The organism is Dietzia sp. E1, from assembly GCF_014145015.1.
In the GTDB taxonomy this organism is placed as follows: Bacteria; Actinomycetota; Actinomycetes; order Mycobacteriales; family Mycobacteriaceae; genus Dietzia; species Dietzia cinnamea_A.
In genome coordinates, this window is sequence record NZ_JAALDU010000245.1 from 1 (window position 1) to 24,764 (window position 24,764).

General features: G+C 71.3%; 23 protein-coding genes and 1 riboswitch. Of the genes, 9 read left to right on the plus strand and 14 right to left on the minus strand.

Annotation, left to right across the window (positions count from 1 at the left end; translation table 11 throughout):
* On the minus strand, window positions 1-783 hold a 783-nt coding region (locus tag G6030_RS08945; RefSeq protein WP_347238618.1), incomplete at its 3' end, for a DUF4192 family protein.
* Between the two features lie 210 nt (window positions 784-993).
* Here G6030_RS08945 and G6030_RS08950 point away from each other — a divergent pair.
* From G6030_RS08950 to G6030_RS08980, 7 genes are all read left to right on the plus strand, one after another.
* Window positions 994-1,944, plus strand: a complete 951-nt coding sequence (locus G6030_RS08950; protein WP_007629014.1) for a PAC2 family protein — start codon at window positions 994-996, stop codon at window positions 1,942-1,944.
* A 27-nt stretch (window positions 1,945-1,971) separates the two neighbouring features.
* On the plus strand, window positions 1,972-4,518 hold the full coding sequence (locus tag G6030_RS08955; protein ID WP_182642895.1) for a DUF3516 domain-containing protein: 2,547 nt from the start codon (window positions 1,972-1,974) through the stop codon (window positions 4,516-4,518).
* 83 nt (window positions 4,519-4,601) lie between these two features.
* On the plus strand, window positions 4,602-5,060 hold the full coding sequence (locus G6030_RS08960; RefSeq protein WP_109148739.1) for a DUF3817 domain-containing protein: 459 nt from the start codon (window positions 4,602-4,604) through the stop codon (window positions 5,058-5,060).
* A complete protein-coding gene (locus tag G6030_RS08965; RefSeq protein ID WP_182642896.1) occupies window positions 5,057-5,713 on the plus strand; it encodes a TetR family transcriptional regulator in 657 nt (218 codons plus the stop codon). Before G6030_RS08960 ends, G6030_RS08965 begins: the two co-directional genes overlap by 4 nt.
* A gap of 59 nt (window positions 5,714-5,772) precedes the next feature.
* On the plus strand, window positions 5,773-6,588 hold the full coding sequence (locus tag G6030_RS08970; protein ID WP_007629024.1) for a hypothetical protein: 816 nt from the start codon (window positions 5,773-5,775) through the stop codon (window positions 6,586-6,588).
* Window positions 6,589-6,675: 87 nt separating this feature from the next.
* A complete protein-coding gene (locus G6030_RS08975) occupies window positions 6,676-7,677 on the plus strand; it encodes a hypothetical protein (RefSeq protein ID WP_182642897.1) in 1,002 nt (333 codons plus the stop codon).
* 52 nt (window positions 7,678-7,729) lie between these two features.
* On the plus strand, window positions 7,730-8,263 hold the full coding sequence (locus tag G6030_RS08980; RefSeq protein ID WP_063973081.1) for a hypothetical protein: 534 nt from the start codon (window positions 7,730-7,732) through the stop codon (window positions 8,261-8,263).
* On the opposite strand, the gene G6030_RS08985 is transcribed toward G6030_RS08980, so the two are convergent.
* The gene (locus tag G6030_RS08985) at window positions 8,260-8,655 is read right to left on the minus strand and encodes a YchJ family metal-binding protein (protein WP_182642898.1); all 396 of its coding nucleotides are present in this window, start codon (window positions 8,653-8,655) and stop codon (window positions 8,260-8,262) included. The genes G6030_RS08980 and G6030_RS08985 overlap by 4 nt on opposite strands.
* Window positions 8,656-8,768: 113 nt before the next feature.
* Here G6030_RS08985 and G6030_RS08990 point away from each other — a divergent pair, with 113 nt between their 5' ends.
* Window positions 8,769-9,017: a hypothetical protein gene (locus G6030_RS08990; protein WP_197471380.1), complete on the plus strand. Its 249-nt coding sequence runs from the start codon at window positions 8,769-8,771 to the stop codon at window positions 9,015-9,017.
* A gap of 41 nt (window positions 9,018-9,058) precedes the next feature.
* Window positions 9,059-10,615, plus strand: a complete 1,557-nt coding sequence (locus G6030_RS08995; RefSeq protein ID WP_182642899.1) for a fatty acyl-CoA synthetase — start codon at window positions 9,059-9,061, stop codon at window positions 10,613-10,615.
* A 16-nt stretch (window positions 10,616-10,631) separates the two neighbouring features.
* Here G6030_RS08995 and G6030_RS09000 read toward each other — a convergent pair whose 3' ends face one another.
* From G6030_RS09000 to G6030_RS09055, 12 genes are all read right to left on the minus strand, one after another.
* Window positions 10,632-11,480, minus strand: coding sequence for an alpha/beta hydrolase (locus G6030_RS09000; protein ID WP_187701662.1), 849 nt, complete (start codon window positions 11,478-11,480; stop codon window positions 10,632-10,634).
* A 25-nt stretch (window positions 11,481-11,505) separates the two neighbouring features.
* Window positions 11,506-12,330: a hypothetical protein gene (locus tag G6030_RS09005; RefSeq protein WP_131886343.1), complete on the minus strand. Its 825-nt coding sequence runs from the start codon at window positions 12,328-12,330 to the stop codon at window positions 11,506-11,508.
* Between the two features lie 67 nt (window positions 12,331-12,397).
* Window positions 12,398-15,274 carry an aminomethyl-transferring glycine dehydrogenase gene (gene gcvP, locus G6030_RS09010; protein WP_182642900.1) on the minus strand — a complete coding sequence of 959 codons (2,877 nt, stop codon included), beginning with the start codon at window positions 15,272-15,274 and terminating at the stop codon, window positions 12,398-12,400.
* A 177-nt stretch (window positions 15,275-15,451) separates the two neighbouring features.
* A riboswitch (glycine riboswitch) is annotated at window positions 15,452-15,548 on the minus strand.
* Between the two features lie 34 nt (window positions 15,549-15,582).
* Window positions 15,583-16,122 carry a MerR family transcriptional regulator gene (locus G6030_RS09015; protein WP_231888971.1) on the minus strand — a complete coding sequence of 180 codons (540 nt, stop codon included), beginning with the start codon at window positions 16,120-16,122 and terminating at the stop codon, window positions 15,583-15,585.
* A 339-nt stretch (window positions 16,123-16,461) separates the two neighbouring features.
* Window positions 16,462-16,962 carry a bifunctional nuclease family protein gene (locus tag G6030_RS09020; RefSeq protein WP_061228849.1) on the minus strand — a complete coding sequence of 167 codons (501 nt, stop codon included), beginning with the start codon at window positions 16,960-16,962 and terminating at the stop codon, window positions 16,462-16,464.
* Between the two features lie 79 nt (window positions 16,963-17,041).
* Window positions 17,042-17,779 carry a MerR family transcriptional regulator gene (locus G6030_RS09025; protein ID WP_182642901.1) on the minus strand — a complete coding sequence of 246 codons (738 nt, stop codon included), beginning with the start codon at window positions 17,777-17,779 and terminating at the stop codon, window positions 17,042-17,044.
* Window positions 17,776-18,195 (minus strand): FHA domain-containing protein, encoded by a 420-nt coding sequence (locus tag G6030_RS09030; RefSeq protein ID WP_174521542.1) that lies wholly within the window; start codon window positions 18,193-18,195, stop codon window positions 17,776-17,778. Before G6030_RS09030 ends, G6030_RS09025 begins: the two co-directional genes overlap by 4 nt.
* Before the next feature lie 122 nt (window positions 18,196-18,317).
* On the minus strand, window positions 18,318-18,722 hold the full coding sequence (gene gcvH, locus G6030_RS09035; protein WP_061228829.1) for a glycine cleavage system protein GcvH: 405 nt from the start codon (window positions 18,720-18,722) through the stop codon (window positions 18,318-18,320).
* 47 nt (window positions 18,723-18,769) lie between these two features.
* Window positions 18,770-19,534: a CDP-alcohol phosphatidyltransferase family protein gene (locus G6030_RS09040; protein ID WP_007629038.1), complete on the minus strand. Its 765-nt coding sequence runs from the start codon at window positions 19,532-19,534 to the stop codon at window positions 18,770-18,772.
* Window positions 19,531-21,798: an accessory Sec system translocase SecA2 gene (gene secA2 / locus G6030_RS09045; protein WP_241724267.1), complete on the minus strand. Its 2,268-nt coding sequence runs from the start codon at window positions 21,796-21,798 to the stop codon at window positions 19,531-19,533. The genes G6030_RS09040 and secA2 overlap by 4 nt, the downstream gene beginning before the upstream one ends.
* 117 nt (window positions 21,799-21,915) lie before the next feature.
* Window positions 21,916-23,055: a hypothetical protein gene (locus G6030_RS09050; protein ID WP_182642903.1), complete on the minus strand. Its 1,140-nt coding sequence runs from the start codon at window positions 23,053-23,055 to the stop codon at window positions 21,916-21,918.
* Between the two features lie 107 nt (window positions 23,056-23,162).
* A complete protein-coding gene (locus tag G6030_RS09055; protein WP_182642904.1) occupies window positions 23,163-24,764 on the minus strand; it encodes a polyamine aminopropyltransferase in 1,602 nt (533 codons plus the stop codon).

Genomic DNA, 24,764 nt, shown 5'->3' on the forward strand with positions numbered 1-24,764 from the left:
CCGGTCGCGTCCCCCTGCGGACCCGCCAGCCGGGACGGCCGCATCCACCTCTCCCGCACCGCCCACGACGCCGTCATCCGGGCGGTCCTCGTCGCACGCGTCGGGGTCGCGGACGAGGTACAGCCGGTCGATCTCGTCCCTCGAGCCGGCCCGGACGCGGCCGTCGTACGCGTGTACCGCGGCGATCTGCGTCGTGTCCGGGTCGATCTGCACACCCCGGGTCATCCCGAACAGATCCACCCACGGCTCCCCCTCGGCGAACTCACCGACTCCGTAGGCCGCCTCCACCCCGGTGCCCGCCTCGCCCAGCCAGTATTCGAACGCCGACGCGGCGTCCTCCGCACGCAGCCCCGCCAGATACCCGTCCGCACAGTTCTCGTGGACCACCACCAGGTGCACCGAGTCGATGCCCTCCCGCGCGCAGAACCGCGCGAGTCCCCGCGCCGGGCCGGGGTCGTGGAGGTCGTCGGGGTCCTCGAGGAGGTCGTCGTCCCCGGGGAATCCACGGCCGTCGTCCAGCAGCCCGTCGACGTCCATCCGCACCACCGGCCCCTGTCCACCGTCCGCGGTGCGACCGCACAGGATCACCACCGACCCCGGCCCCGGCGGGAAGCCGAGCATCGCCGGTATCGAGGCGATCAGCTCCTCCGGCGAGGTGATCACCACCGTCGCCCGCCCGTCCGTGCCGCCCTCGTCCTTCAACTCGCCCGTCGTCATCGCTCGCCGCCCGTTCGTCTCGCGCGTCCACGCCCCGTCGTGGCGCGGTCCGCGGGTGTCGTGCACCGGACCCACCATCGGCCACCCCGGCGGCCGCTCCCCGCCCCGGGACGCCGGACCGACGGCCGCCTGTGGAGGGAGACGGGGCCTGTGGGGATCGCGCGGGAATCATCTCGCGGGTGGTGACGTTGTGACAGTGGTGAACCCCCGTCCCGGATGGACGACCGGGCGAACCCCGCCACCGACGGACGGGGTGTGGTGACGAGAGGAGTCGACATGGCCAGGCACAGCGATCTGTACCGACTGATCGAACCCGTTCCCGACCTGCGTTCCGAGGACGGCCGCGGGCCGGTCCTCGTGCACGGACTGGAGGGCTTCTCCGATGCCGGACTGGCGATCCAGGGCGTGTCCGAGCATCTCCGCGAGAGCCTGGACTCCCAGCTCATCGTCGAGTTCGACGTCGACGAGCTCGTGGACTACCGCTCGCGCCGCCCGCATCTCAAGTACTCGTTCGACCGCTTCGCGGACTACAACGAGCCGACCATCCAGATGCACGCGGTCAAGGCCTCCGACGGAACGTCCTTCCTGCTCCTGTCCGGGCTCGAGCCGGATCTCAAGTGGGACGGCTTCACCGAGTCCGTGATCGACCTCGCCGGGTCCTTCGGGGTCCGGATGTCGATCGGACTGGGAGCGATGCCCCTCGGCGTCCCCCACACCCGGCCCACCAACTCGAGCGCCCACGCCAGCGATGTGGACCTCATCAAGGGGTTCTCCGCCTGGCCCGGCGAGTTCTCGGTGCCCGGCAACGTGACCTCCCTGCTCGAGCTGCGGATGGCCGAACACGGGATTCCCTCCGCGGGCTTCACCGTGCACGTGCCGCAGTACCTGTCGCAGACGGCCTACCCGGCAGCCGTGCTGCACCTGGTCGGCAGCATCGCCAAGATCGCCGACCTCGAGCTGCCCACCGCCGAGCTGGAGAAGGCCGCCGAGGAGTTCACCGCCCAGGTCAACGCGCAGATCGCGCAGAGCCCCGAGATCCTCACCGCCGTGGAGCTCATGGAGAAGCAGTACGACGAGTTCATGGAGACGCGCCTCGGTTCCGACTCCCTCAACCCGGGCGGCAAGCCACTGCCGTCGGGCGACGAGATCGGAGCGGAGTTCGAGCGGTTCCTCGCCCAGCAGACGGGCGACGGCGGGCAGGGCGACGACCCGCAACGCGACGGGTGACGCCCGCCGGCGACTAGGCTCGGCCGGGTGCAGCTGCCCCAACTCCTCACCGATCTCGACGACGTCCCCGCCGACCTCCACGAGGAGGCGGTGTTCGACGCGTTCGTGGCCTGGGCCGCGGACCGGGGTCTGACGCTGTACCCGGCCCAGGAGGAGGCCGTACTCGAGATGGCCGCCGGGAGCCACGTCGTGCTCGCCACCCCCACCGGGTCAGGCAAGTCCCTGGTCGCCCTCGGCGCCCACTTCGCCGCGATGGCCCGCGGTCAGCGCAGTTACTACACCGCGCCCATCAAGGCGCTCGTGAGCGAGAAGTTCTTCGCTCTGTGCGAGGTGTTCGGGGCCGAGAACGTCGGCATGCTCACCGGCGACGCCGCCGTCAACGCCGACGCCCCCATCGTCTGCGCGACGGCCGAGATCGTCGCCAACATCGCGCTGCGCGAAGGGGCGGGCGCCGAGATCGGGCAGGTGGTGATGGACGAGTTCCACTACTACTCGGAGCCCGACCGGGGCTGGGCGTGGCAGGTCCCGCTCATCGAACTGCCCGACACCCAGTTCCTGCTCATGTCCGCCACGCTCGGCGACGTGGACTGGCTGCAGGAGGACCTGCACCGGCGGACCGGTCGGCAGTGCGTCTACATCGGCGGCACCGAGCGCCCGGTGCCGCTCTCGTTCGAGTACGCGCTGTCCGGCGTCCACGAGTCGGTCGAGCTGCTGCTGCGCGACGGCAAAGCCCCCGTCTACATCGTCCACTTCACCCAGGCCGCCGCGCTCGAACAGGCCCAGGCGCTGACCTCGCTCGCGGTGGCCGACAAGGAGCGCAAGGCCGCCATCTCCGACGAGATCGGCGGCTTCCGGTTCACCACCGCCTTCGGCCGCACCCTGCGCAAGCTGCTGCTCCACGGCATCGGCGTCCACCACGCCGGGATGCTCCCCAAGTACCGGCGGCTGGTCGAGAGGCTGGCGCAGGACGGCCTGCTCACCGTCATCTGCGGGACCGACACCCTCGGCGTGGGCATCAACGTCCCCATCCGCACCGTCCTGTTCACCGGCCTGACCAAGTTCGACGGCCGCCGACAGCGCGTGCTCAAGGCGCGCGAGTTCCACCAGATCGCCGGGCGGGCTGGACGCGCCGGCTTCGACACCGAGGGTTTCGTCGTGGTGCTCGCCCCCGAGCACGAGATCGAGAACGCCAAGGCTGCCGCGAAAGCCGCCGCGAACCCCAAGAAGAAGGCCAAGGCCGCCAAGAAGAAGCCCCCGGAGGGCTTCGTCAACTGGTCACGGTCCACGTTCGACAAACTCGTCGGCGCCCGGCCCGAGCAGCTGACCAGCCGCTTCGAGGTGAGCAACTCGATGCTGCTCAACATCATCTCCCGGCCGGGCAGCTGCTACGACCACATGCGGCACCTGTTGCTGTCCTCCCACGAGACCCGCGCGCGGGTGCGCCACCACGTCCTGCGCGCCATCGAGCTGTTCCGAGGGCTGGAGGCCGCCGGGATCGTCGAGCGCCTGGCCGAACCGGATGACGACGGGCGGCACGTGAGGCTGACGGTCGATCTCCAACGGGACTTCGCGCTCAACCAACCCCTGGCGCCGTTCGCGATCGCGGCGATGGAGGTCCTCGACCCCGACTCCCCGACGCCCGAGCTGGACCTGGTCTCCGTCATCGAGGCCGTTCTCGACGACCCGCGCCCGATCCTCTACGCCCAGCAGCGGGAGGCACGCGGCGAGGCGATCGCCGCGCTCAAGGCCGACGGTGTCGAGTACTCCGAGCGCATGGAACTGGTCGAGGACATCTCCTGGCCCAAGCCTCTGGCCGACCTCCTCGCCGACGCCTACGACGCGTACCGGGCGGGGCACCCGTGGGTGGCCGGGATCGAACCGTCCCCCAAGTCGGTCATCCGGGAGATGGTCGAGCGCGGGATGACCTTCTCGGACCTGGTCTCGGCGTACGGGCTCGGCCGGTCCGAGGGCGCCGTCCTGCGCTACCTCACCGACGCCTACCGCGCGCTGCGCCAGACCGTCCCCGCCGACCGCCGGTCCGAGGAGTTCGACGACCTCGTGGAGTGGCTGGGCGAGCTGGTCCGGCAGGTCGACTCCAGCCTGCTCGACGAGTGGGAGCTGCTCACCGATCCCGACGTGTCCTCCGAGCGGGTCGCCGAGCTGGCCTTCGGCGAGACCGCGGGCGCAACCCGCCCGGTGACGGCGAACTCGCGGGCGTTCCGGGTGATGGTGCGTAACGCGATGTTCCGCCGCGTCGAGCTGCTCGCCCGCGACGACATCGAACGACTCGCCGAACTGGACACCGACGTGCCCGAGCACCCCGACTGGGACTCGGAGATCGACGCCTACTGGGACGAGTACGACGAGATCGGGACCGGGCCCGCCGCGCGGGGCCCGGCGCTGTTCACCGTGAGCGAGTCGGGCCCCACGGTGGCGCCGGGGACGTGGCGGGTCCGCCAGGTGCTCGACGACCCCGAGGGCGACCACGGCTGGGCGATCGAGGGTGTGGTGGATCTCGCCGCCAGTGACGAGGCCGGCGAGGTCCGCTTCGCCTCACTCGCACTTCACGGGTGAGTCGCCACCGACCGGGGGCCGCCCACCGGGCCGGGGACCGTACGATGTCCGACGAACCCCCACCCGATGACTGGAGGCCTGCTGTGACCCCCCGCGTTCTCTACAAGCGACTCGCTCTGGCGGAGGTGGTCACCTGGACTCTCCTGATACTGGGGATGATCGGCAAATACGGCTTCGGGCAGGACTGGGCCACCTCGGTGGGCGGCGGCGTCCACGGATTCGTGTTCCTGTGCTACGTCGTGGCGACCCTGGCGGTGTGGACGGACAAGCGCTGGTCCGCCGGCACCGGGATCCTCGGTCTGGCCTCGGCGGTGATCCCGTACGCCACGGTCCCGTTCGAGCGGTCCGTCGAGCGCCGTGGCCTGCTCGAGGGCCCGTGGCGGCTCGGCCCGGGCGGCGACCGGCCCGACGGCCCGGCGGACCGGGTACTCGCCTTCGCGCTACGCTCGCCCGTCGTGGCGCTGCTGGTCACCCTGATCGTGGTGGCGATCGTGTTCTCGCTGCTGGTCACCGCCGGCCCGCCCACCGAGTGGTTCTCGTGAGCCAGACCCGCGAGCCCGGCCGCCGCGAGCTCAACAAGGCCGACAAGCAGCGGCGCATCCACGCCGCCGCCCTCGAACTGTTCTCCCGGCACGGCTACTCGACCGTCACGACCCAGCAGGTGGCCGACCGCGCCGAGGTCGGGACGGGGACGCTCTTCCGCTACGCCCAGTCCAAGGGCGAACTCCTGTGCATGGTCGCCAACGAGGAGTTCCGCGCGATGGTCGAGTCCGTTCCCGAGACCGGGGACCCGGTCGAGGACCTGGTCGTCCTGTGCGAGCCCCTGCTGGTGGCGCTCGACAGGCAGCCCGAGAACATCGCCGCCTATCACCGCGAGACGTTGTTCGGGGAGGCCGGCCCCCACCGGGCCGAAGCGCAACGCATCCTCGGCGAGCTGCGGGAGCTCATCGCCGCCGTACTCGCGGGGTACGCGGGCGGCGCGGTGACACCCGCGGACATGGCCGGCGCCGCCCAGACCGTGTTCGACGTCCTCTACATGACCATCGTGCGGTGCGGCGTCGAGCGCTCCTCCGCCAGCGAGGGACGAAGGGAACTCGAGGTGCACGTCCGGCGGGTCCTCTACGGCGTACTGACCGACCGCCCCGAGGGCGGCCCCACGTCGGACCCCGGCGACGGCGTCGACTCGACGGTCTGACGGGGCCGTGAGCGGACCCCGGTGGCGCGTGTCACTATGCGGCGGGCGAGACTGACCTCATGACCGAGGTTGACCAGACCACCGCCCGCCCCGTCAAGGACGCCTCCACCGTGATGGTGATCCGCGACTCCGATGCCGGCCCGGAGGTGTTCGTCGCGCGCCGCGTGAAGGGCATGGCCTTCGCCGGCGGGATGACCGTGTTCCCCGGGGGTGGCGTCGACGCCGCCGACGACGACCCCGACCTCGCCTGGACCGGCCCCGCCCCCGCGTGGTGGGCCGAGCGCCTCGGCTGTGACGAACCGCGCGCACGGCGGCTGGTCTGCGCCGCCGCCCGCGAGACCTTCGAGGAGTGCGGCGTCCTCCTCGCCGACCACCGGGACGGCGCGCCCGTCTCCGACGCGGGGCGGTACCACGCGGCGCGCACCGAGCTCGAGGCCCACGAGCTGTCGTTCAGTGCCTTTCTGGCCCGCGAGGAGCTGTCCCTCGCCGCGGATCGCCTGCGCCCGTTCGACCACTGGATCACCCCGTCGGTCGAGCCCCGCCGGTACGACACCCGGTTCTTCCTCGCCGCGCTACCCGTGGGTCAGGAGCCCGACGACCAGACCACCGAGGTCGACCTCACCATGTGGGCGCGCCCGGTCGACCTGCTCGCCGACTTCCGCGCGGGTCACTCCATGCTCCTCCCTCCCACCTGGACCCAGCTCCGTCACCTGTCTGAGTTCCCGGACGTCGCCGCCGCCCTGGCGGCGGAACGCACGATCTCACCGATCGAGCCGGAGATCATCGAGCACCGCGGCGGCATCCGGGTGGGCTTCGACGGTTCCGACGAGTACTGGGCGGACCACCAGGCAGGGCACGCGCGCGAGAACGCCTGACCAGGCGCCGACGATCCCTGGCCCCTGCGGGTCGGACACCGCCCGAACCGCTGACGGGCGCGGTGACTCGATGGTTGACTGCCAAGCATGCCGGCATTCGAGTTCGACGTGGACGCGTCGATCGCCGCCGGGTGGGACCGGTTCGCCTCCCGCCTGGCGGATCTCCTGCGTGACCTGATCCCCGGTGCCACCTTCGACCTGGCGGTGCCCGTCCTCGGCGCGCCGTCGCCCCTCACGCCGTTCATCCGCTTCACCGCGGTGGGACAGCGGCGACTCGAAGCCGAGGTCTCCGGGGGTGGATCGGACGACGCCCCCGCCCCGCTGCGACCCGCGCAACTCGCGCAACTGGCCGCGCTCGGCTGGCGGGCCGCGGACGCCGAGGCGACGGCGATGCCGACACCCGGGCCCCAGGTCGCCCTGCCCACGGACCGGGCCACCGAACTCGCCCACCTCGTCGCCGGCACGCTCGAGCAGGTCTTCGGAATCCGACATCCGGTCTTCCTCCACGACGTGGCCGACGTCGACGACCCGGACGCCCGGGCTGCGGCGTCCGGCCCGGATCCCGCGGACGCGAGCGCGGCACGCCCCGGCGGCCCCACGGAACCACACCGGAGCGGCGACGAGGACGACTTCCGCCCGCAACCCATCACCGACCCCGACCAGGCGACCAGGGCGGTGGGCGCGGCGCTCGCCGAGGTCTACCGCAGACGCATGCACCCCGACGAGCACGACGTGTTCACCGTTCCCGCGGGCTGTGTCCTGCTCTTCGTGCGCGCACACCGCTCCCTCCCCCTCATCGTGTTCCGCAGCCCGCTGGTGACCGGGGTGCAGGACACGGCGGCGGCCGAGACCGAGGTCGCGATCCTCAACCGCGACTCACTGTGGTGCCGGTACGTGTTCGACGGCTCGACCATCACGGCCGAGTCGGAGTTCGTCGACAGGGTGTTCGTCCCCGTCAACTTCAAGATCCACCTCGCCGAGATCACCGCCGAACTCGACGACGTCTACCCCGATCTCGCGCGACGAGTCGCCGGCGGGAACTCCCGCGACCTGCGCGCCTCCGACGATCCCGGCACCGGTGAGACGTAGGATCGGCACCGCCGGGAAGGGCCCGGCGCCCGATCCCGCCACAGGAGTGCCCATGCGTCGCGCCGCCCTCGTCGCCGTGGTCACCGCAGCGACCATGCTCACCAGTTCCTGTTCGCTCGTCGGAGACGACGAACGTCGCGGAGTACCCGCCCCAGCCGCCGCACCGAGCGGGCCGCTGCCCACCTCCCAGCAGTTCGACCGGCCGTTCCCGGTGTCCGCCGAGAACTGGGACGCCACCGTCACGGTGTCGAACCTGCGGTTCGTGCAGTCCTACTCGTACCCGGACCCCGTCCTCGTGGTGGACGTGCGCGCGGTCCAGTCCGCCGGCCAACCGGAGATCGGCCCCGAGGACCTCACCGCCTATGACCCGTCGGGCAGGCCGTTCGAGCGGATCACCGACCCCTCCGGGACAGTGCCCGACCCGCTCGTCCCGTCGGTGATGACGACCCCCGGGCAGGAGATCAACGGCATGGTGGCGTGGACCGTGCCCCGTGGAGCCAGGGTCGGCCGCATCGACCTGACGAGCCCGTCCACGATCGGATCGATCACGGTGACGCGCCAGCCCGTCGACCCGACGCCGTCCTAGTCACCCGCCGGGACCGCTCCCGCCGGATCCGCCGCGACGTACGTCCACCGCCCTCCCCTGCGCTCGAACAGGGAACGCTCACGCACCAGACCCCGGTCGCCGAGCTCGACGTACCTCGCCTCGAACTCGACCACCCCGCCGTCGTCACCCTCGCCCCCGGCGACCACCTCCAGGACGGTGAGCCCGGTCCACTCCACACCCGACGCCTCCACGACCGGCGGACGCGTCCGCGGATGCCACGTACGCCAGAGGTGGTCCGTCCGCCCCAGCGCGAACGCCGTATAGCGCGAGCGCATCAGCTCCTCCGCCGTCCGCGCGGGCACCCCGTCCTCCACGAGCGGGCCACAACACGCCCCGAGATCGACCCCACTGCCACACGGGCACGCACTCATCCGTCCGCTCCGTTCCCCGATGATCCGCCCAGGCTACCGACCCCCGAGGCCACCCCTGCCGACCCCCGCGACGCGGACCCCGCTGCCCCCGCCGGACTATCGTGAACGGTGACATGTCTGGACTAGCCTCCCTCCGTTCCCTCGCGCGGCGCCGCGCCGACCCCGACCTCGCCGCCCTGCGGGTACGGTCCTGCCGCGACCTGTGCAACTGGAACCGCACGCCCGTCGAGCGCCGCGGCGAGCCCCTGTTCGCGTGCCGGGGCTGCGGCTCCCAGTGGGTCCCCAGCGAGCAGTGGACGCCGCGCGAGGCCGACGGCGCCATCCCACCGGCCGTCCTCGAGCTGCTCCGCTCGGACGACTGACTTCACGACCCGACCGCCGCACGCCGCTATAAGGTCAGACCATGACCGACACCCCCTCACTCGCCCCCTCCACCGCCGCCTCCAACACCATTGACGCCACCCTGCGCCGATCGGCGTCCCGGTTCCCCGACCGCCTCGCCCTGACCTTCGCGGACCGTCGCTGGACCTACGCCGCCCTCGACGCCGCCGTCGACCGCGTCGCCACCCTGCTCGCCGGGCACGGTCTCGAGGACGGCGCCCGCATCGCGGCATACGGCGTCAACTCGGACGCCTACCTCATCGCCTTCCTCGCGACCTCGCGGGCGGGTTACATCCACGTACCCGTGAACTACGCCCTCACGGGGGGTGAGCTCGAGTACCAGCTCACCGACTCGGGGGCCTCGCTCGTCCTGGTCGACCCCGCCCAGGCGCCCACTCTCGATGCGGTCCTCGACAGCCTGCCCGCCCTGACACCCCTCGCGCTGCAGCCCGCCGCCGGCGAGGCACCTGACGGCACCGTGTTGGGTACCGCACTCGAGACCGGCGACGTCACGCCCGTCGACTCGCCCGCCTCCGGCGACGACCTCGCCCAGCTGCTGTACACCTCGGGTACCACCTCGCGGCCCAAGGGCGCGATGATGACCCACTCCGCGCTGGTCCACGAATACCTCAGCTGCATCCTGTCCCTTGATCTGACCGCCGATGACGAGCCGCTCGTGACCATGCCGCTCTACCACTCCGCGGCGATGCACGTGTTCGCGATGCCGTATCTGTCACTGGGCGCGACCGTGCACCTGATGGCCGCCCCTGACGTCCCCGAGATCCTGCGCCGCATCGAAGAGGACGGGATCGGCTCCCTGTTCCTCGCACCCACCGTCTGGGTCCCCCTCGCGTCCCACCCGGACCTCGAGCGTCGCGACCTGTCGAGCCTCCGCAAGGCCCAGTACGGCGCCTCGATCATGCCCGTGACCGTTCTGCAGCGCCTGCGGGCCAGGTACCCGGAACTGGGGTTCTACAACTGTTTCGGCCAGTCCGAGATCGGCCCGCTCGCCTGCGTCCTGCGCCCCGAGGAGCACGACGACAGGCCGGCCAGCGCGGGTCGACCGGTCTTCTTCGTCGAGGCCCGGGTGGTCGACGAGTCGGGACTCGAGGTCGCCGACGGCGAGCGGGGCGAGGTGGTCTACCGCTCCCCGCAGCTGTGCAGGGGCTACTGGAACAAGCCCGACGCCACCCGCGAGGCGTTCCGTGACGGGTGGTTCCATTCCGGGGACCTCGTCGTGCGGGACGCCGGGGGGTACATCGAGGTCGTCGACCGCATCAAGGACGTCATCAACACCGGCGGTGTCCTGGTGGCCTCCCGCGAGGTCGAGGACGCCGTGTACCAGGACGAGCGGGTCGCGGAGGTGGCGGTCATCGGTACGCCCGACCCGAAGTGGATCGAAGCGGTGACCGCCGTCGTGGTCCTCAAGGACGGCGCGGAGGCCACTGAGGACGAGATCATCGCGGGCACGCGAGAGTACCTGGCACCGTTCAAGGTGCCCAAGCGCGTCGTGTTCGTCGACGAGCTGCCCCGCAACCAGTCCGGCAAGTTGCTCAAGCGCGAACTCCGGCAGGGGTGAGCCGGGCGGGCGGCGGTCAGCCGAGCCGTTCCAGGACCTCGCGCGCAACCAGCGCGGGGTCCTCCTCGGGCAGCCAGTGGCCTCGGTCGGTGAGCGGGACGAACCGGTACTCCCCCGTCATCCTGGCCGCCGTCGCCTCGGCCCCGCTCCGCGCGATCGCCGGATCCTGACCGCCCCACAGATAGGTGGTGGGGACGGAGACGCCGGGCAGCTCGTACCGTCTCATCGCGCGGTACCAGTTGAGCGCGCCCGTCAGCGCGGACCGGTCCCCGAGCACCTCGAGATGTCGGCCCACGAGATCGTCCGGGACCTGCCCGCCGAACATGACGCGCAGGCGGCGGGCCCCGTCCTCGAGCAGCACGTCCTCGGCCTTACCCTCCTGCCGGAACAGCCCGAAGTAGGCCGACCGCGCCTGCTGGTCGGGATCGGACGCGATCGCGTCGCCGAACGCCCCGAGATGCGGGACGGAGATGGCGGTGAGGCTCGCGACCCGGCTCGGGTGGTGGGCGGCGAGCCACCACGCGACGCATGCGCCCCAGTCGTGCCCGAGCACGTGTGCGCGCTCCAGGCCGAAGCGGTCCATCACCGCGAGCGCGTCGGCGGCCAGGTGCTCGATGGCGTACGCCTCGACGCCGTCCGGCCGGGCACCGGGTGAGTAGCCCCGTTGCATCGGAGCGAGCACCCGGACGCCCTGGCCGGCGAGCCCCTCCGCGACGCCCGCCCACTCCCACGCCGATTCGGGGAAACCGTGCAGTGCCAGCACCGTGCGCGCCGGCTCCACTGCCGGTGTCCCGCCGTCCCCCTCCCAGACGAGCACGTCGAGCGCGCCGACCGGGATCTCCACTGTGACCGTGCGTGGTTCCATGCGCGGACCCTAACCGGTCCGGGACTCACCGCGGGCGACTTCCCGGGGGCGTGTGGGTGGACGATCCGCGGGAGGACACCCGGGCGCGCCGTTCGTTCCAGTCGTGGACCAGCCACATCTCCACCACCAGCGGATCGACCGCGGCCTCGCGGGCCCACGTGCCGACCACGTCGAGGTAGCGCTGGTAGCGCCGGGGCGTCAGCCGGGCGGAGGACTCGATCTCGGTCCACCCGGCGTGCACGAGGGTCCCGATCCCGGCGGGGTCGACCGGCACGATGCTCTGTGCCGACCACGCCATGCCCAACGAGGACAGGTAGAGCGAGGCGAGCGGGTACCCCAGGTCCGGGACGCCGCGGCCGGCGCCCGCGGGCGCGCCGTGACGCAGCAGGTTCATGGCCTCCACCGGCGCGTCGAGCCAGTCCACGACCTCGTGCAGCACCAGGGGATAACCGTGGGGTGACACCGAGCGCCATCCGGCGCGGTCGCGGGCGGGGACGCGGAAGTCGGGCAGTCCCCGCTTCACCCCGGACCGGAGCGGGTGAGCGGACAGCCATGCCGCGCACATGTAGAGCGCCACCACGGATTCCTCCAGGCTGCCGCGGGCGCGGCGGCCCGCCGCCCACAGATCACTCCTGCGCAGGTACCCGGACCCGGACTCCACGATCCCGCCGTCGGGCCCTCCCGCGACGAGGCGGAGGTCGATCCCCCTCTCCGCGAGCCGGAGATTCCAGCGGTCGAGGTCGATCTCCACGTACTCGTCCGCCACGAGCAGGGCGGGCGGCTGGGCGCGGCACCAGTCGAGACAGTCCGCGGGTAGTTCGGGCGCGAGGCGGGGTCCGGTGGTGGTCATGCCTGCACGGTGTCATACGGGTACGACACTCCCCGGACCCCGAGCCCGACCCCGCCCCGGATGCTGCTCAGTCCTGCGCGAACGCCTCGAGGGGCGGGCACGAGCAGACGAGGTTCCGGTCTCCGTACGCGCCGTCGATCCGGCGGACGGCGGGCCAGACCTTCGGCCGCCAGGCCGACCCGAGGGGGTAACCGGCGACACTGCGCGGGTACGCGTGGTCCCACTCGTCGGCGGAGACGCTCTCGGCCGTGTGGGGCGCTCCGCGCAGCGGGTTGTCCTCCACGGTCCACTCGCCGGCGGCGACGCGGTCGATCTCCGCGCGGATCGCCGCCATCGCCTCGCAGAACGCGTCCAGCTCGGCCAGGTCCTCGCTCTCCGTCGGCTCCACCATCAGGGTGTTGGGCACCGGGAAGCTCATGGTGGGCGCGTGGAACCCGTAGTCGGCCAGCCTCTTGGCCACGTCGTCGATCGAGATGCCGACCGAGTCGATGAGCGGACGCAGGTCGAGGATGCACTCGTGCGCGACCCAGCCACCCTCGCCGGAGTACAGCACCGGGAAGTGCTCGCCGATGCGTCGGGCCAGGTAGTTGGCGCTCGCGATCGCGGTCAGCGTGGCCTTACGCAGGCCGTCGGCGCCCATCATCCGGATGTACGCCCAGGTGATGGGCAGGATCGAGGCGGAGCCGAACGCCGCCGCCGAGACCGCGCCGCCCGAGCCCAGCCCGGACTCGTGCGGATGGCCGGGGAGGAACTCGCGCAGGTGCTCGGCCACAGCCACCGGACCGACGCCCGGTCCGCCGCCACCGTGCGGGATGCAAAAGGTCTTGTGCAGGTTCAGGTGGCTCACGTCGCCGCCGAACCGGCCCGGGCGCGCGACGCCCACGAGCGCGTTGAGGTTCGCGCCGTCGATGTAGACCTGGCCGCCCGCGTCGTGGACGATCGCGCAGATGTCCTCGATGTCGTGCTCGTACACGCCGTGGGTCGACGGGTAGGTGATCATGATCGCCGCCAGCTCGGAACCGTGCTTGTCGACCTTCGCCCGCAGGTCGTCGACGTCCACGTCGCCGTTCTCGCGGCAGGCCACCACGACCACCTTCATGCCGGCCATCACGGCCGACGCGGCGTTCGTCCCGTGCGCCGAGGACGGGATGAGGCAGACCGTCCGGTCGTCGTCGCCGCGGGAGCGGTGGTACTCGCGGATGGCCAGCAGGCCCGCGTACTCGCCCTGGCTGCCGGCGTTGGGCTGGAGGCTGACGGCGGCGTAACCGGTGATGTCGACCAGCCACTGCTCGACGTCTCCGATCAGCTCGCGGATCCCGGCGGTCTGCTCGGCCGGGGCGAAGGGGTGGAGCCGGTTGAACTCCGGCCACGTGATCGGTTCCATCTCGGTGGTGGCGTTGAGCTTCATGGTGCACGAACCGAGCGGGATCATGGTCCGGTCCAGCGCCATGTCCTTGTCGGACAGCGCCCTGAGGTACCGCAGCATGGCCGTCTCGGTGCGGTAGCGGACGAACGCCTCGTGCTGCAGGAACTCGCTCGTGCGGTCACCGTGGGTCGGGTCGACCGTGATCTCGGTGCGGGCGGCGTCGGCACCGAACGCGTCGAGGACGATCCCCACGTGCTCGGCGGTGGTGGCCTCGTCACACGAGACGGACACCGTGTCGTCGTCGATCTTCCACAGGTTCACGCCGCGCGCGGCGGCAGCGCCGAGCACCTCGTCGGCGCGGCCCGGCACGCGGGCGCCGACGGTGTCGAAGAACGCGTCGTGCAGCACCTCCGCCCCGGCTGCGCGGAGACCGTCGGCAAGCGCGGCGGCATGGGCGTGGACGCGCCGGGCGATGGCCGTGAGGCCCTCCGCGCCGTGGTAGGAGGCGTACATCGCGGCGAGGACGGCCAGCAGGACCTGCGCGGTGCAGATGTTGGACGTGGCCTTCTCGCGACGGATGTGCTGCTCCCGCGTCTGCAGGGCCAGTCGGTAGGCGACGCGCCCGTCCTCGTCCGTCGAGACACCGACCAGCCGGCCGGGGAGGTTCCGTGCGTGCGCGGAGCGACACGCCAGGAACCCGGCGTGGGGTCCGCCGAAGCCCATGGGGACGCCGAACCGCTGCGTGGTGCCGAAGCACGCGTCCGCGCCCTTCTCCCCCGCCGGCGTGTGGACCGTCGCGGCCAGCAGGTCGACGCCCGCGGCGACCATGACGCCGCGCTCGTGGCACTGCTCGATGAGGGGCGCCACATCGGCGACGCGGCCGGAGGCGCCGGGGGTCTGGACCAGGGCACCGAAGAACTCACCGTCCGGGAGCCCGTCGTCGACGAGGTTCGCCGTGACCAGTTCGATGCCGAGGGGCTCGGCCCGGGTGGCGAGGATCGCCGCGGTCTGGGGGAAGATGTCGGCGTCGACGGCGAAGCGGGGGCTCTTGGACGAGCGGTTGGCCCGTCGCAGCATCGTCATGGCCTCGGCCGCGGCGGTCCCCTCGTCGAGCATGGAGGCGTTGGCCATGTCCATGCCCGTCAGGTCCGAGACCATCGTCTGGAAGTTCAGCAGCGCCTCGAGACGGCCCTGGCTGATCTCCGGCTGGTACGGGGTGTAGCCGGTGTACCAGGCCGGGCTCTCGATGATGTTGCGAATCAGCACCGGCGGCGTGAGGGTGTCGTAGTAGCCCTGCCCGATCATGGACACCGCGACGGTGTTGCGGTCGGCCAGCGCCCGCAGCGCCGCGAGGGTGTCGGCTTCCGACAGCGGCTCCGGGAGCGCGTTGATGCCTGCCGCCCGTCCGTCCGAGCCGACCTCGTCGAGGATGACCGAGGGGACGGCGCGCTCGGCGAGCTCGTCCAGGGAGCCGACGCCGATGGTGTCCAGGATCCGCGCGAGTCCGTCGGCATCGGGGCCCAGATGGCGGGCGACGAACTCGCCTCCGGTCCGGGCAGTGTGGGGGGTCGTCGTCACAGGTGCTCCTCAGGTGGCGGGGCCGCCCGGACAGGCGGCCTGCGGGCCGGTGCTCCCTCTCCGCTCTGTCCCCTGCCGGACGGGTGCCGGCGCCTGAGAGATTCGCGGGACCCTCACGACGGACCCCCGCTTTCCCCGTGGGCGGGTGGTCTGTTCCACCGCTCTCCAGAGGCGTTCGACGACCGCACGGTCCGGGTGCCTGAGAGATTCTCGGAGAGGAGTTGCTCCTTCGGCGCCCGCGGCCATGGCCGCGGAGCTCTCCCGTGGGACGCGTGAACGCACCGCCGAGTCTAGACGACGACGGCCGACTAGCCGGTACGGCGTGAGGCGCGGGCCCGGCGGCGAGCGGCGAGCTCGTCCTCCACGGGCGCGACGATGTCGTCCTCGGTCACCGTCTCCGCGGGGAACTCGGAGATCGAGCCGGCGAGCTCACGCATCGCGCCGCCGATCCCGATGCCGAACACCCCCTGGCCGCCCTGGAGCAGGTCGAAGACCTCCTCCTTGGACGTGCACTCGAATACGGTCCGGCCGTCGGAGAACAGGGTGATGGTGGCCAGGTCCTCCACACCCCGCGACCTGATCTGATCGACGGCCTTGCGGATGTTCTGCAGGGAGATCCCGGTGTCCAGCAGCTGCTTGACGATCTTGAGGACCAGGATGTCCTTGAACGAGTAGAGGCGCTGGCTGCCCGATCCGGCGGCGTTCCGGATCGACGGCACGACGAGGTCGGTGCGTGCCCAGTAGTCGAGCTGACGGTAGGTGATACCGGCGATCTGGCACGCGATGGGCACCCGGTACCCGCTGGTGCCGTCCGGGATCCCGTCGTCGGGGAACAGTCCGGGCTGCACCTCGTCGAAGGACGCCTGCGTCCCCTCGACGGCGTCACCGAAGAGGCTCGGCGTGTTCGGTACGGCGTCGGACGGCTCCGAGACCCGGGTGTGGTCGGCCACGATTGCTCCCTCAAGCTGCGGGTGCCGCCTCGTTCGGGGCGGCACGGTACCGGGACGAGACCCGGATCCTGGACGCGTGAACACCATCGGTGTAGTTCACTGGGGGCAACGCTATGCCCGCCGCGGTCCACTATCAATAGGACACGCGGTAAACCTCAACCTCAAGTTGAACTTGAGGCTCATCCGTCACCTGCGAGTTGGTGCAGCAGTGACTGGAGGGATCGCCGAATCCGCTGCTCAGGAGGTGGATCCGCCGGGATTCTCGGCCGGCCCGCCGCCTCCGAGGAAGTCGTCCGGGCTCACCTGGTCCAGGAACTCACGGAAGGCCTCGACCTCTTCCTCGCCCTGCTCGACGAGCGAGATGCCGACCTCGTCGAGCACCTCGGGACTGACCAGGACGGGCGAGGCCGTGCGGAGCGCGACCGCGACCGCGTCGGACGGGCGCGCCGACACACGGGTGTTCGCGAACACGAGTTCCGCGAAGAACGTCCCCTCCGACACCCCGATGATCTCGACCTTCTCCAGAGGGTGGGAGAACGTCTCGAGAAGTGTGGCCAGCAGGTCGTGGGTCAACGGCCTGCTCGGCTGGACCCCCTGCTGCTGGAGACTGATCGCCGCGGCCTCGGACGCGCCGATCCAGATCGGCACGTACCGCCCACCGTCCTTCTCGTGCAGGATCAGTACGGGCGCGTACTCCGGCTCCTCGAAACGGATACCGACGACGTCGACCTCTCGCATGTTCTTCCCCATGTTCTCCGCCTCTCCCACGTCACCAGCGTAGCCCTGATCCGGTTCGGCGCGAGCGGACGCGGGGCCCTCAGGGCTCCAGTGCGTGCCTCACGGCCACGGTCACCAGGGTCGAGTGCAACGACACCGACAGTGCGGCGATCTCCCGCGCCAGCTCGGCGGCCCGGTCCCGGGCGTCCGCGTCCCCCTGGCGGGCTACCGGGCCGGCGATCTGGGTGATCAGCCCGGTCTGACGATCGGCCGCGGTCCTGAGGCTCCGCAGGTGGCGTACGTCCACCCCGTGGGTGGCGAGATCGTGCGCGGTGCGAGCGATGAGGACCGCCTCGGGATCATAGAACCCACCGGGCCCCGCGGCGATCAGGCCGGCGTCGACGAGAGCGTCCACGAGCCCGGCGTCGACGCCGGACTGTTCGATGACGTTCTCCCGGGTGAGACGCTTGACGGTGTCGCTGCGGAAATCGTCCGGCGTCGACCCGGGCACGCCGTCTGCGCCGGGCCGCGGCCGGAGCGCCGTGGTCGACCCGTCGGCGATCGCCGCGTCGAGGGCGTCGAGCTCCTGGCGGATCACCTTCAACGGCAGGTACCTGTCGCGCTGGGCGGTCAGGACGTACCGCAGGCGCTCCCGGTCCTCGACGCTGAAGCGCCGGTAACCGCTCGCCGTGCGCTCAGGGGTGACCAGCCCCTCGTTCTCGAGGAACCGGACCTTCGACACCGTGAGGTCCGGGAACTCCGGACTCAGAAGTGCGATGACGCCTCCGATGGAGAGGAACTCCTCCTCTTTCGGGGCGCCCTGTCCGGCGGCTGTCACTGCCCGGGCGTACCCGTCAGGAACACCAGGCGGAACTTGCCGATCTGGACCTCGTCACCATTGGACAGCGACGCGGAGTCGACGGGCTCACGGTTGACATAGGTGCCGTTGAGCGAGCCCACGTCGACGACGGTGAAGGTCTCGCCCTCACTGCGGAACTCCGCATGCCGACGGCTCACGGTCACGTCATCGAGGAAGATGTCGCTGTCTGGATGACGACCGGCGGAGGTGGTGCTCTGGTCGAGAAGGAACCGCGAACCCGCGTTGGGTCCGCGCTTGACGACGAGCAGGGCCTGCCCCTCGGGGAGACCCTCGACACCCGTCACCGCGGAATCGGACTGCGCCGACTGCTGATCGGACTCATTGAGGAGTTCGGCACGGAACACGGAGGTGGTCTCGGCGGTCGCCTCGGGCATGTTCTTGTTCTCGGTCACGTTGGTCTCTCCTCGTCCGAGCCCGTCAGCGGGCTCACCGTACGGTGCAGTTGATTCTATGTCGGAGTCGTCGCCCGCGGGGTCCGGGGGCGTCGGCGATCCGCTCAGCTCTCCGTGATCTTCGCGTACCCGTCGGAGTCCAGCGTCTGCTCGAGCTGGGCCTCAAGGTCCTCGATATCGGCGATCTCGAGAACGACGATCCATCCCTCCCCGTACGGGTCGGAGTTGACCAGCTCGGGGGACGTCTCGAGCGCGGTGTTCACCTCGACGACCTTGCCGCTGAGCGGCGCGTACAGGTCGGAGACGCTCTTGGGTGACTCGACCTCGCCGAACGGCTCACCCGACTCCGTCTCGCCCCCGACGTCGGGCAGCTGGACGAACACGATGTCGCCGAGCTTCGACTGCGCGTACTCGGTGATGCCGATACGCACCCGCGTGTCCGACACCCGTTCCACCCACTCGTGCTCATCGGTGTACCGGAGCTGGTCGGGGATGTTCTGATCGCTCACTGACGCGCCCTTCTCGAGTGGCTCACTACGAATTCCATCTGGCGACATTACACACCGTCGCGCCCGCCCACAGCAGCCGATCGAGCCCGGCGGAGGGGAACCGCGCGGACGATGTTCAGTGCCTGCCACAGGTAGATGCCACCGCTCCAGACGTACAGACCGACACCCCAGTAGAGGCATGCCTCGCCGATGATCTGGAACCCCTCGCCGCCGGGCGCGTCCGCGTAACCGGCCAGCAGCAAGGGGAACGACCAGAACAGCGCGAACGTCGCCGCCTTGCCGAGGTACGTGACCTCCGGGTCGAGGCCGCGCCGTCGGTAGACGGGCAGGGTGGTCACCAGCAGCAGGTCTCGGGCGACGAGCACGACGACGATCCACGCGGGGATGAAACCCGCCAGCGCGAACGTCACCGGAACCGCCGCCACGAGGATCCGGTCGGCGATGGGGTCGAGCCGCTCCCCCCACGTCGAGCGCATGTTCCACAGTCGCGCGATCTTGCCGTCCAGCCAGTCCGAGACGACCAGGACGCCGAGGAGCCATAGCGCCAGCATCGCGTCGTCCCACACGAGGATGCTGACGATCAGCACGGGGATGAGGGCGATCCGACCCAGCGAGATCGCGTTGGGCAGGGTCCAGAAGCGGTCGCTGACCCGCGGGTCGCGCGATGGGCTCTCGGGCCCCAGGCCGGGCGGGACCGCCGCGGACAGATGCCCGCCCCGCGGTGGCGGGATGCGGGCGCCCAGAACCCGAGCCTCGCCGGTTCGCCACTCCCTCAGGTCGGTCTCGCGCCCTCCCTCGCGTGCCGCACTCATCGGAACGTCGACATCATCCCGGAGAAGACGCTACCGCCGGCAGCCATCGGGTTGTCGTGCACCATGTACGTCCAGGTCGACGTGGGGCGCGCCATGGAATTGGCCTCCAGATCGACTCCGTCGGCAGTGAACTCGATCTCCGCGAACGTGGCCTCCGACTCGCGGACCGCGTCTGCCGCGAGATCGCGGAAGTGGTCGATCGCGATGCGGTGGAATTCGTCGAGGGGGTTCTCCCGGCCGAGGGCGCGGAGGTGGATCGACTCGCGGACGTCGTTCATCGTCTCCAGGTGACGAGCCCAGCCACGGTCGAGGTGCCACAGCATGATCTCGCGGCACCCCCGGACCACCGCGTCGCGTCCGTGTGCCTCCACCAGCCGCGCACTCCGCTCGGGATCATGCGCGGTGAGCTCCTCGAACGCCTTCTCCGTGCGGAGCAGAGCGCTCCTGCGCTCGGCGAGGATCTCGCGCTGCTCGGCGAGGAGCCGACTGTATCGCCAGGTGTTGGCGTGGATCTCCAGCATCTGCCCCTCGGTGACCCGCTGCGCGTGGTCGACGGCGTCCCGCCCCCGATTGCCCTTGAGCAGCCCGGTGATCCTGTCGTGGGCGGAGGGGATCTTCTCCGGCTCGAGCGCCGACGTCACCACCGGATCGTCCATCGCCGCGAAGAAGACCGAACTGCCCGGATCGCCCTGACGCCCGGCCCGGCCCCGCAGTTGGTTGTCCAGCCGCTCGGTGCGGTGCCGGCCCGTGCCCACGACGTGGAGTCCGCCGAGCGCGACGACCTCGTCGCGCCGGGCCTCGTCGGATCCGCCGAGCCGGATGTCCGTCCCGCGGCCGGCCATCTGCGTGGAGACGGTGACGTTTCCGACGTCGCCGGCCTCCGCGATGATGGACGCCTCCTCCTCGTCGTTCTTGGCGTTGAGAACCGAGCACCGGACGCCCTTTTCCGCGAGCCGGGCTGCCAACGCCTCGGACTCGGCCACGTCGTGGGTGCCGACCAGCACCGGCTGCCCGGTGGCGTGGACGGCGGCGATGTGCTCGACCAGCGCGCGGTTCTTGCTGTCGTTGTCGATGTAGGTGCGGTCGGCTTCGTCGACACGGATGTTGGGCGTGTTCGGCTCGATCTGGGACACCCCGAGGGAGTAGAACTCGCGCAGCTGCGCACCTGCGGCCAGCGCGGTGCCGGTCATGCCGCACACCTTGTCATATCGGCCGATGAACGCCTGGACCGTGAGGCTGTCGAGGATCTGTCCCGCCTCGGAGACCGCGACGCCCTCCTTGGCCTCCACCGCGGCCTGGAGCCCGTCCGGCCATCGCTGGAGTTCGGCCACGCGTCCACGGGAGGCGTTGACGAGCTGGACCCGGCCCTCGCGGACGATGTAGTCGACGTCCCTGCGCAACAGGAAGCACGCGTGCAGGGCGACGTTGACCTGGACCAGGGTCGTGCCGACGTGGTCGGCGTCGTAGAGGTCCCCGATCCCGAGTTCGGTCTCGATGGCCTCCGCCCCGTCGTCGGTGAGGAAGATGTTGCGACGCTCTGAATCCGTCTCGTAGTGGCGGCCGGGTCGTAGCTTCCGCACCGCCGCCAGGACCTCCCCCGTCGGCGCCTCACCGGACGTGGATCCCGCGAGCACCAGGGGAACCAACGCCTCGTCGACCAGGACGGAGTCCGCCTCGTCCACGAGGGCGACGTCGGTGGTCGGCGAGATGAGGTCGGCGGGATCGGTCACGAGTTGCTCGCGCAGGACGTCGAACCCGATCTCGGACACCGAACCGTAGGTGATGTCGCAGGCGTAGGCCGCGCGGCGCTCGTCACGCGTCGACGACTCCGTGACGTGGCCGACCGACAGGCCCAGCAGCTCGAGCATCGGTCCCATCCACCGGGCGTCGCGGGCCGCGAGGTAGTCGTTGACCGAGATGACGTGGACGGTGTGTCCCTGCAGTGCGTACCCGGCCGCCGCCACGGCGCCGGACAGCGTCTTGCCCTCGCCCGTGGCCATCTCCACGACGTCGCCGGCGAACATCCGGAGGGCGCCCTGGAGCTGTACGTCGAACGGGCGTAGGCCGACGGCCCGGCCGGCCGCCTCCCTCGCCAGGGCGAGGAACCGCGCGAGATCCTCCGGCGCGTCACCGAAGAGGCGCAGGCCGTGGGCGGCGTCCGCGAACTCGCCGTCGTCCAGTCCCGCCGCCCAGTCGTCGAACCCGTGCGAGGCCTCGACCGCGCTCTGGGCGCGCGACGTGTCGCGTCCCTGGGTGGAGCCCATCAGCTTCCAGAAGCGGTTGGCCAGTCCCACGCGTGGAGTCCTTCCCGGTCACGAACAGTTGCCCCCACCGTACGCAGGGCCCGGCACCGTCGGGGCCGCGGCCCGCCGGTCGCCGCATCAGCGATCGGGGTCGATCTGCCCCCGTAGTCGGCGCATGGCCTCGGTCGAGAGCATCCGGTCCCCCGCGCGCGCCGCGAGGTGCTCGGCCGCGAGGTCGGCGGGCGTCGGGCGGTGGGCTGCGGTCGGGGGCCGGACGCCGTTGTCGCGGGCGATTCCGGCGAGCCTCTCCGCCTCGGCCACCGCGGTCTCGGCGCGGGTCTCCACCGACTCGACGAGCTCACGGAACGCGACCGCGCGATCGACCACCTCGGCCCACACTCCGTCGATGGAGGCGCCGAGTCCGGTCAGCGTGGTGAAGCCGTCGCGAGCCGCAGGCACACCCGCCGAGGCGGAGGCCTCGCGCAGTCGGCACAGATCACCCGCGAGTCCCACGACCTCGGTCTCGGCGTCGAACTGCAGGCGGATCTCCTCCACCGCGCGTCCGCCCCGGCCGTACGCCCGTTGTAGCCGGTCGTAGAGCCCGCCCACCTCCATCAACATCGCGGTGTACATCTCCGGGATCCGGCGACGGTCCGCGCGGATCCGTGGCAGCGACGGTAGCGACGCGACCGCGTTCTGCACGCGCTGCGGCAGCACCACCCGGCCCATCTCGCGCTGGCCGTAGGCCGCGGCGACCGTGCCCAGTTCGCCGAGCGTTCGGGGCACCAGGGGCACCGGCGCCATGGTCGGCGTCGAGGCCAGCGCGTCGAAGAGCCGCCCGCGGTCATCGGTGTCCAGATGCACGCCGCGGCGGCGGTCGGCGCGGATGTCCTTGACCCGGAACGCCCACACCCCGGTCCCCCGGGTGAAGCCCGTGCGCATCACCAGGTATCTGCGGTCGAGGTCGGCCAGGCGGGTGCGGAGGGCCATCCGCAGCATCGACGGCGCGGGGCTGTCGATCGTCCTCCTCAGATCGTGCCGTTGCTCCTCGATGATGCGCACCTGGTGGAAACCACCGACCGTGGGGAACGGGAGGTTGCGGTGGAGCCGGGCCAGCACCACATCGCAGATCCGCGGTTCGACGAGGCCGCAGGCGACGAGCAGCGCCGACCGGTCGGACAGCTCGGCGACCGGTGGTCGGCCCTCGCCCCGGCACATGAGGTCGACATCGGACACGATCCGGTCCCGTGCGGTCCGTGGCCCGCGCTCATCCGCCATGTGCCCCTCCTCGCCCGTGTCCACTCTGTCGGCCCGCCTTCATCGGGGTACAACGGTCGGGCCGTGTCCCGTGTTCCCCCGCGGGCCGCGTGTCGGCGCCGCGTCGGTCACCGTTCATAGCCCCGTCGGGCGTCGTCGAGGATCCGCGGCCGGTCGAGTGTGGAGGGCTCGAGCCGCATCGGCGCCACGTCGCGCCCGAAACGGCCGGCGGCCTCGAGGGTTCCGGGGTCGAGGAACCTCAGACCGCCGACGTCGGGGCGTAGTCGGAGATCCGGGGCGTCACCGTCGGCCGACGCCAGGACGAAGCCCCAGTCCCCGAACGTCGGGACGTGGACGTGATACGGGGTCGTCCCCCACCCGGCCGAGTCCACCGTCGCCACCGTGCGCCAGAACTGCCTCGGCGTGGAGTACGGGCTGCCCGACTGGACGACCATCAGACCGTCCTCACCGGTCACCCCGCGCACGAGGCCGTAGAACTCCTCGGAGTACAGGCGGGTCAGCGCGGCGTTGCGCGGGTCGGGCAGATCCACGAGCACCGCCCCGAATCCTCCCGGTGGCACCGCGCCGTCGCCGCCCCGGCGCAGCCACGCGAAGGCGTCGTCCACCACGACCTCCACCCGCGGGTCGTCGAGGGAGCCCCTGTTGTCCGGGAGCAGTTCGGTGCGGGCGATCTCGAGGACGGCCGGGTCGAGTTCCACCTGGACCACGCGCCGGACCCCGGGCACGGCCAGGAGGTCTCTGGCCGCCAGTCCGTCGCCGCCCCCGAGCACCAGCACCTCGCCGGGCCGGTTGGCCATGGCGGGCTGGACCAGCGCCTCGGTGTACCGGTACTCGTCGAGACTCGAGTACTGGAGGGTGCCGTCGAGGTAGAGCCGTCGGTCGGTGCGGCCGTTGTACCGCGCCCGCGTGACGACGATCTCCTGGTAGGCGGACTGGGTGTGGGAGAGCACCGGGTCCGGGTAGAGCTTGGCCCGCGACCATTCGGTGACGCCGTCGAGAGCGACGAGCAGGGTCCCCAGCAGGGCCGCGACCACGGCGAGTGACAGGCCCGCGACGACGGCCTGGGTCCGGGACAGCAGACCGCGCAGCGCGAGTACGAGCAACACGGTCGCCGCGGCGACGTTGACCAGTCCCGTGATGGCGGCGGCCTGCTGCATCCCGAACGACGGCAGGAGCAGGAACGGCCACAGCAGCCCGCCGACGAGCGCCCCCAGGTAGTCGGCGGCGTTGAGATCGGCCAGCACCCGTCCGGCCTCGGCCGACCCGGTCCGCCGGCCGGTCTGCAGCAACGACATGAGCAGCGGGACCTCCGCGCCCACCAGCATGCCGATCGCGGCCGTGGCCACCACGAGCGTGAACAACGACGCCGCGTCCGACCCGAGGGTCGTGAAGGTCACGTAGAGGGCTGTCGCCGACACCCCGCCGACGAGTCCGAGCGTGGCCTCGACGGCGATGAAGCTCGACGCCGCGCGCTCGACGAACGGCTTGGCCAGCAACGCGCCGAGGCCGAGGGCCGCGACGTACCCGGCCACCACGAGACTCGTGGCGACGATCCCGCCGCCCTGGACCGTGGTCGCGAGCGTGAGGAGGGCGAGTTCGTAGATGAGCCCGCAGGCGGCGCACGCGGCGACGGAGGCCAGGACGACCGGGCGCCACCAACGGCCGGCGCGCGACGCGGGCTGTCCGGCGTGGTCCGCCCCGGTCGGCAC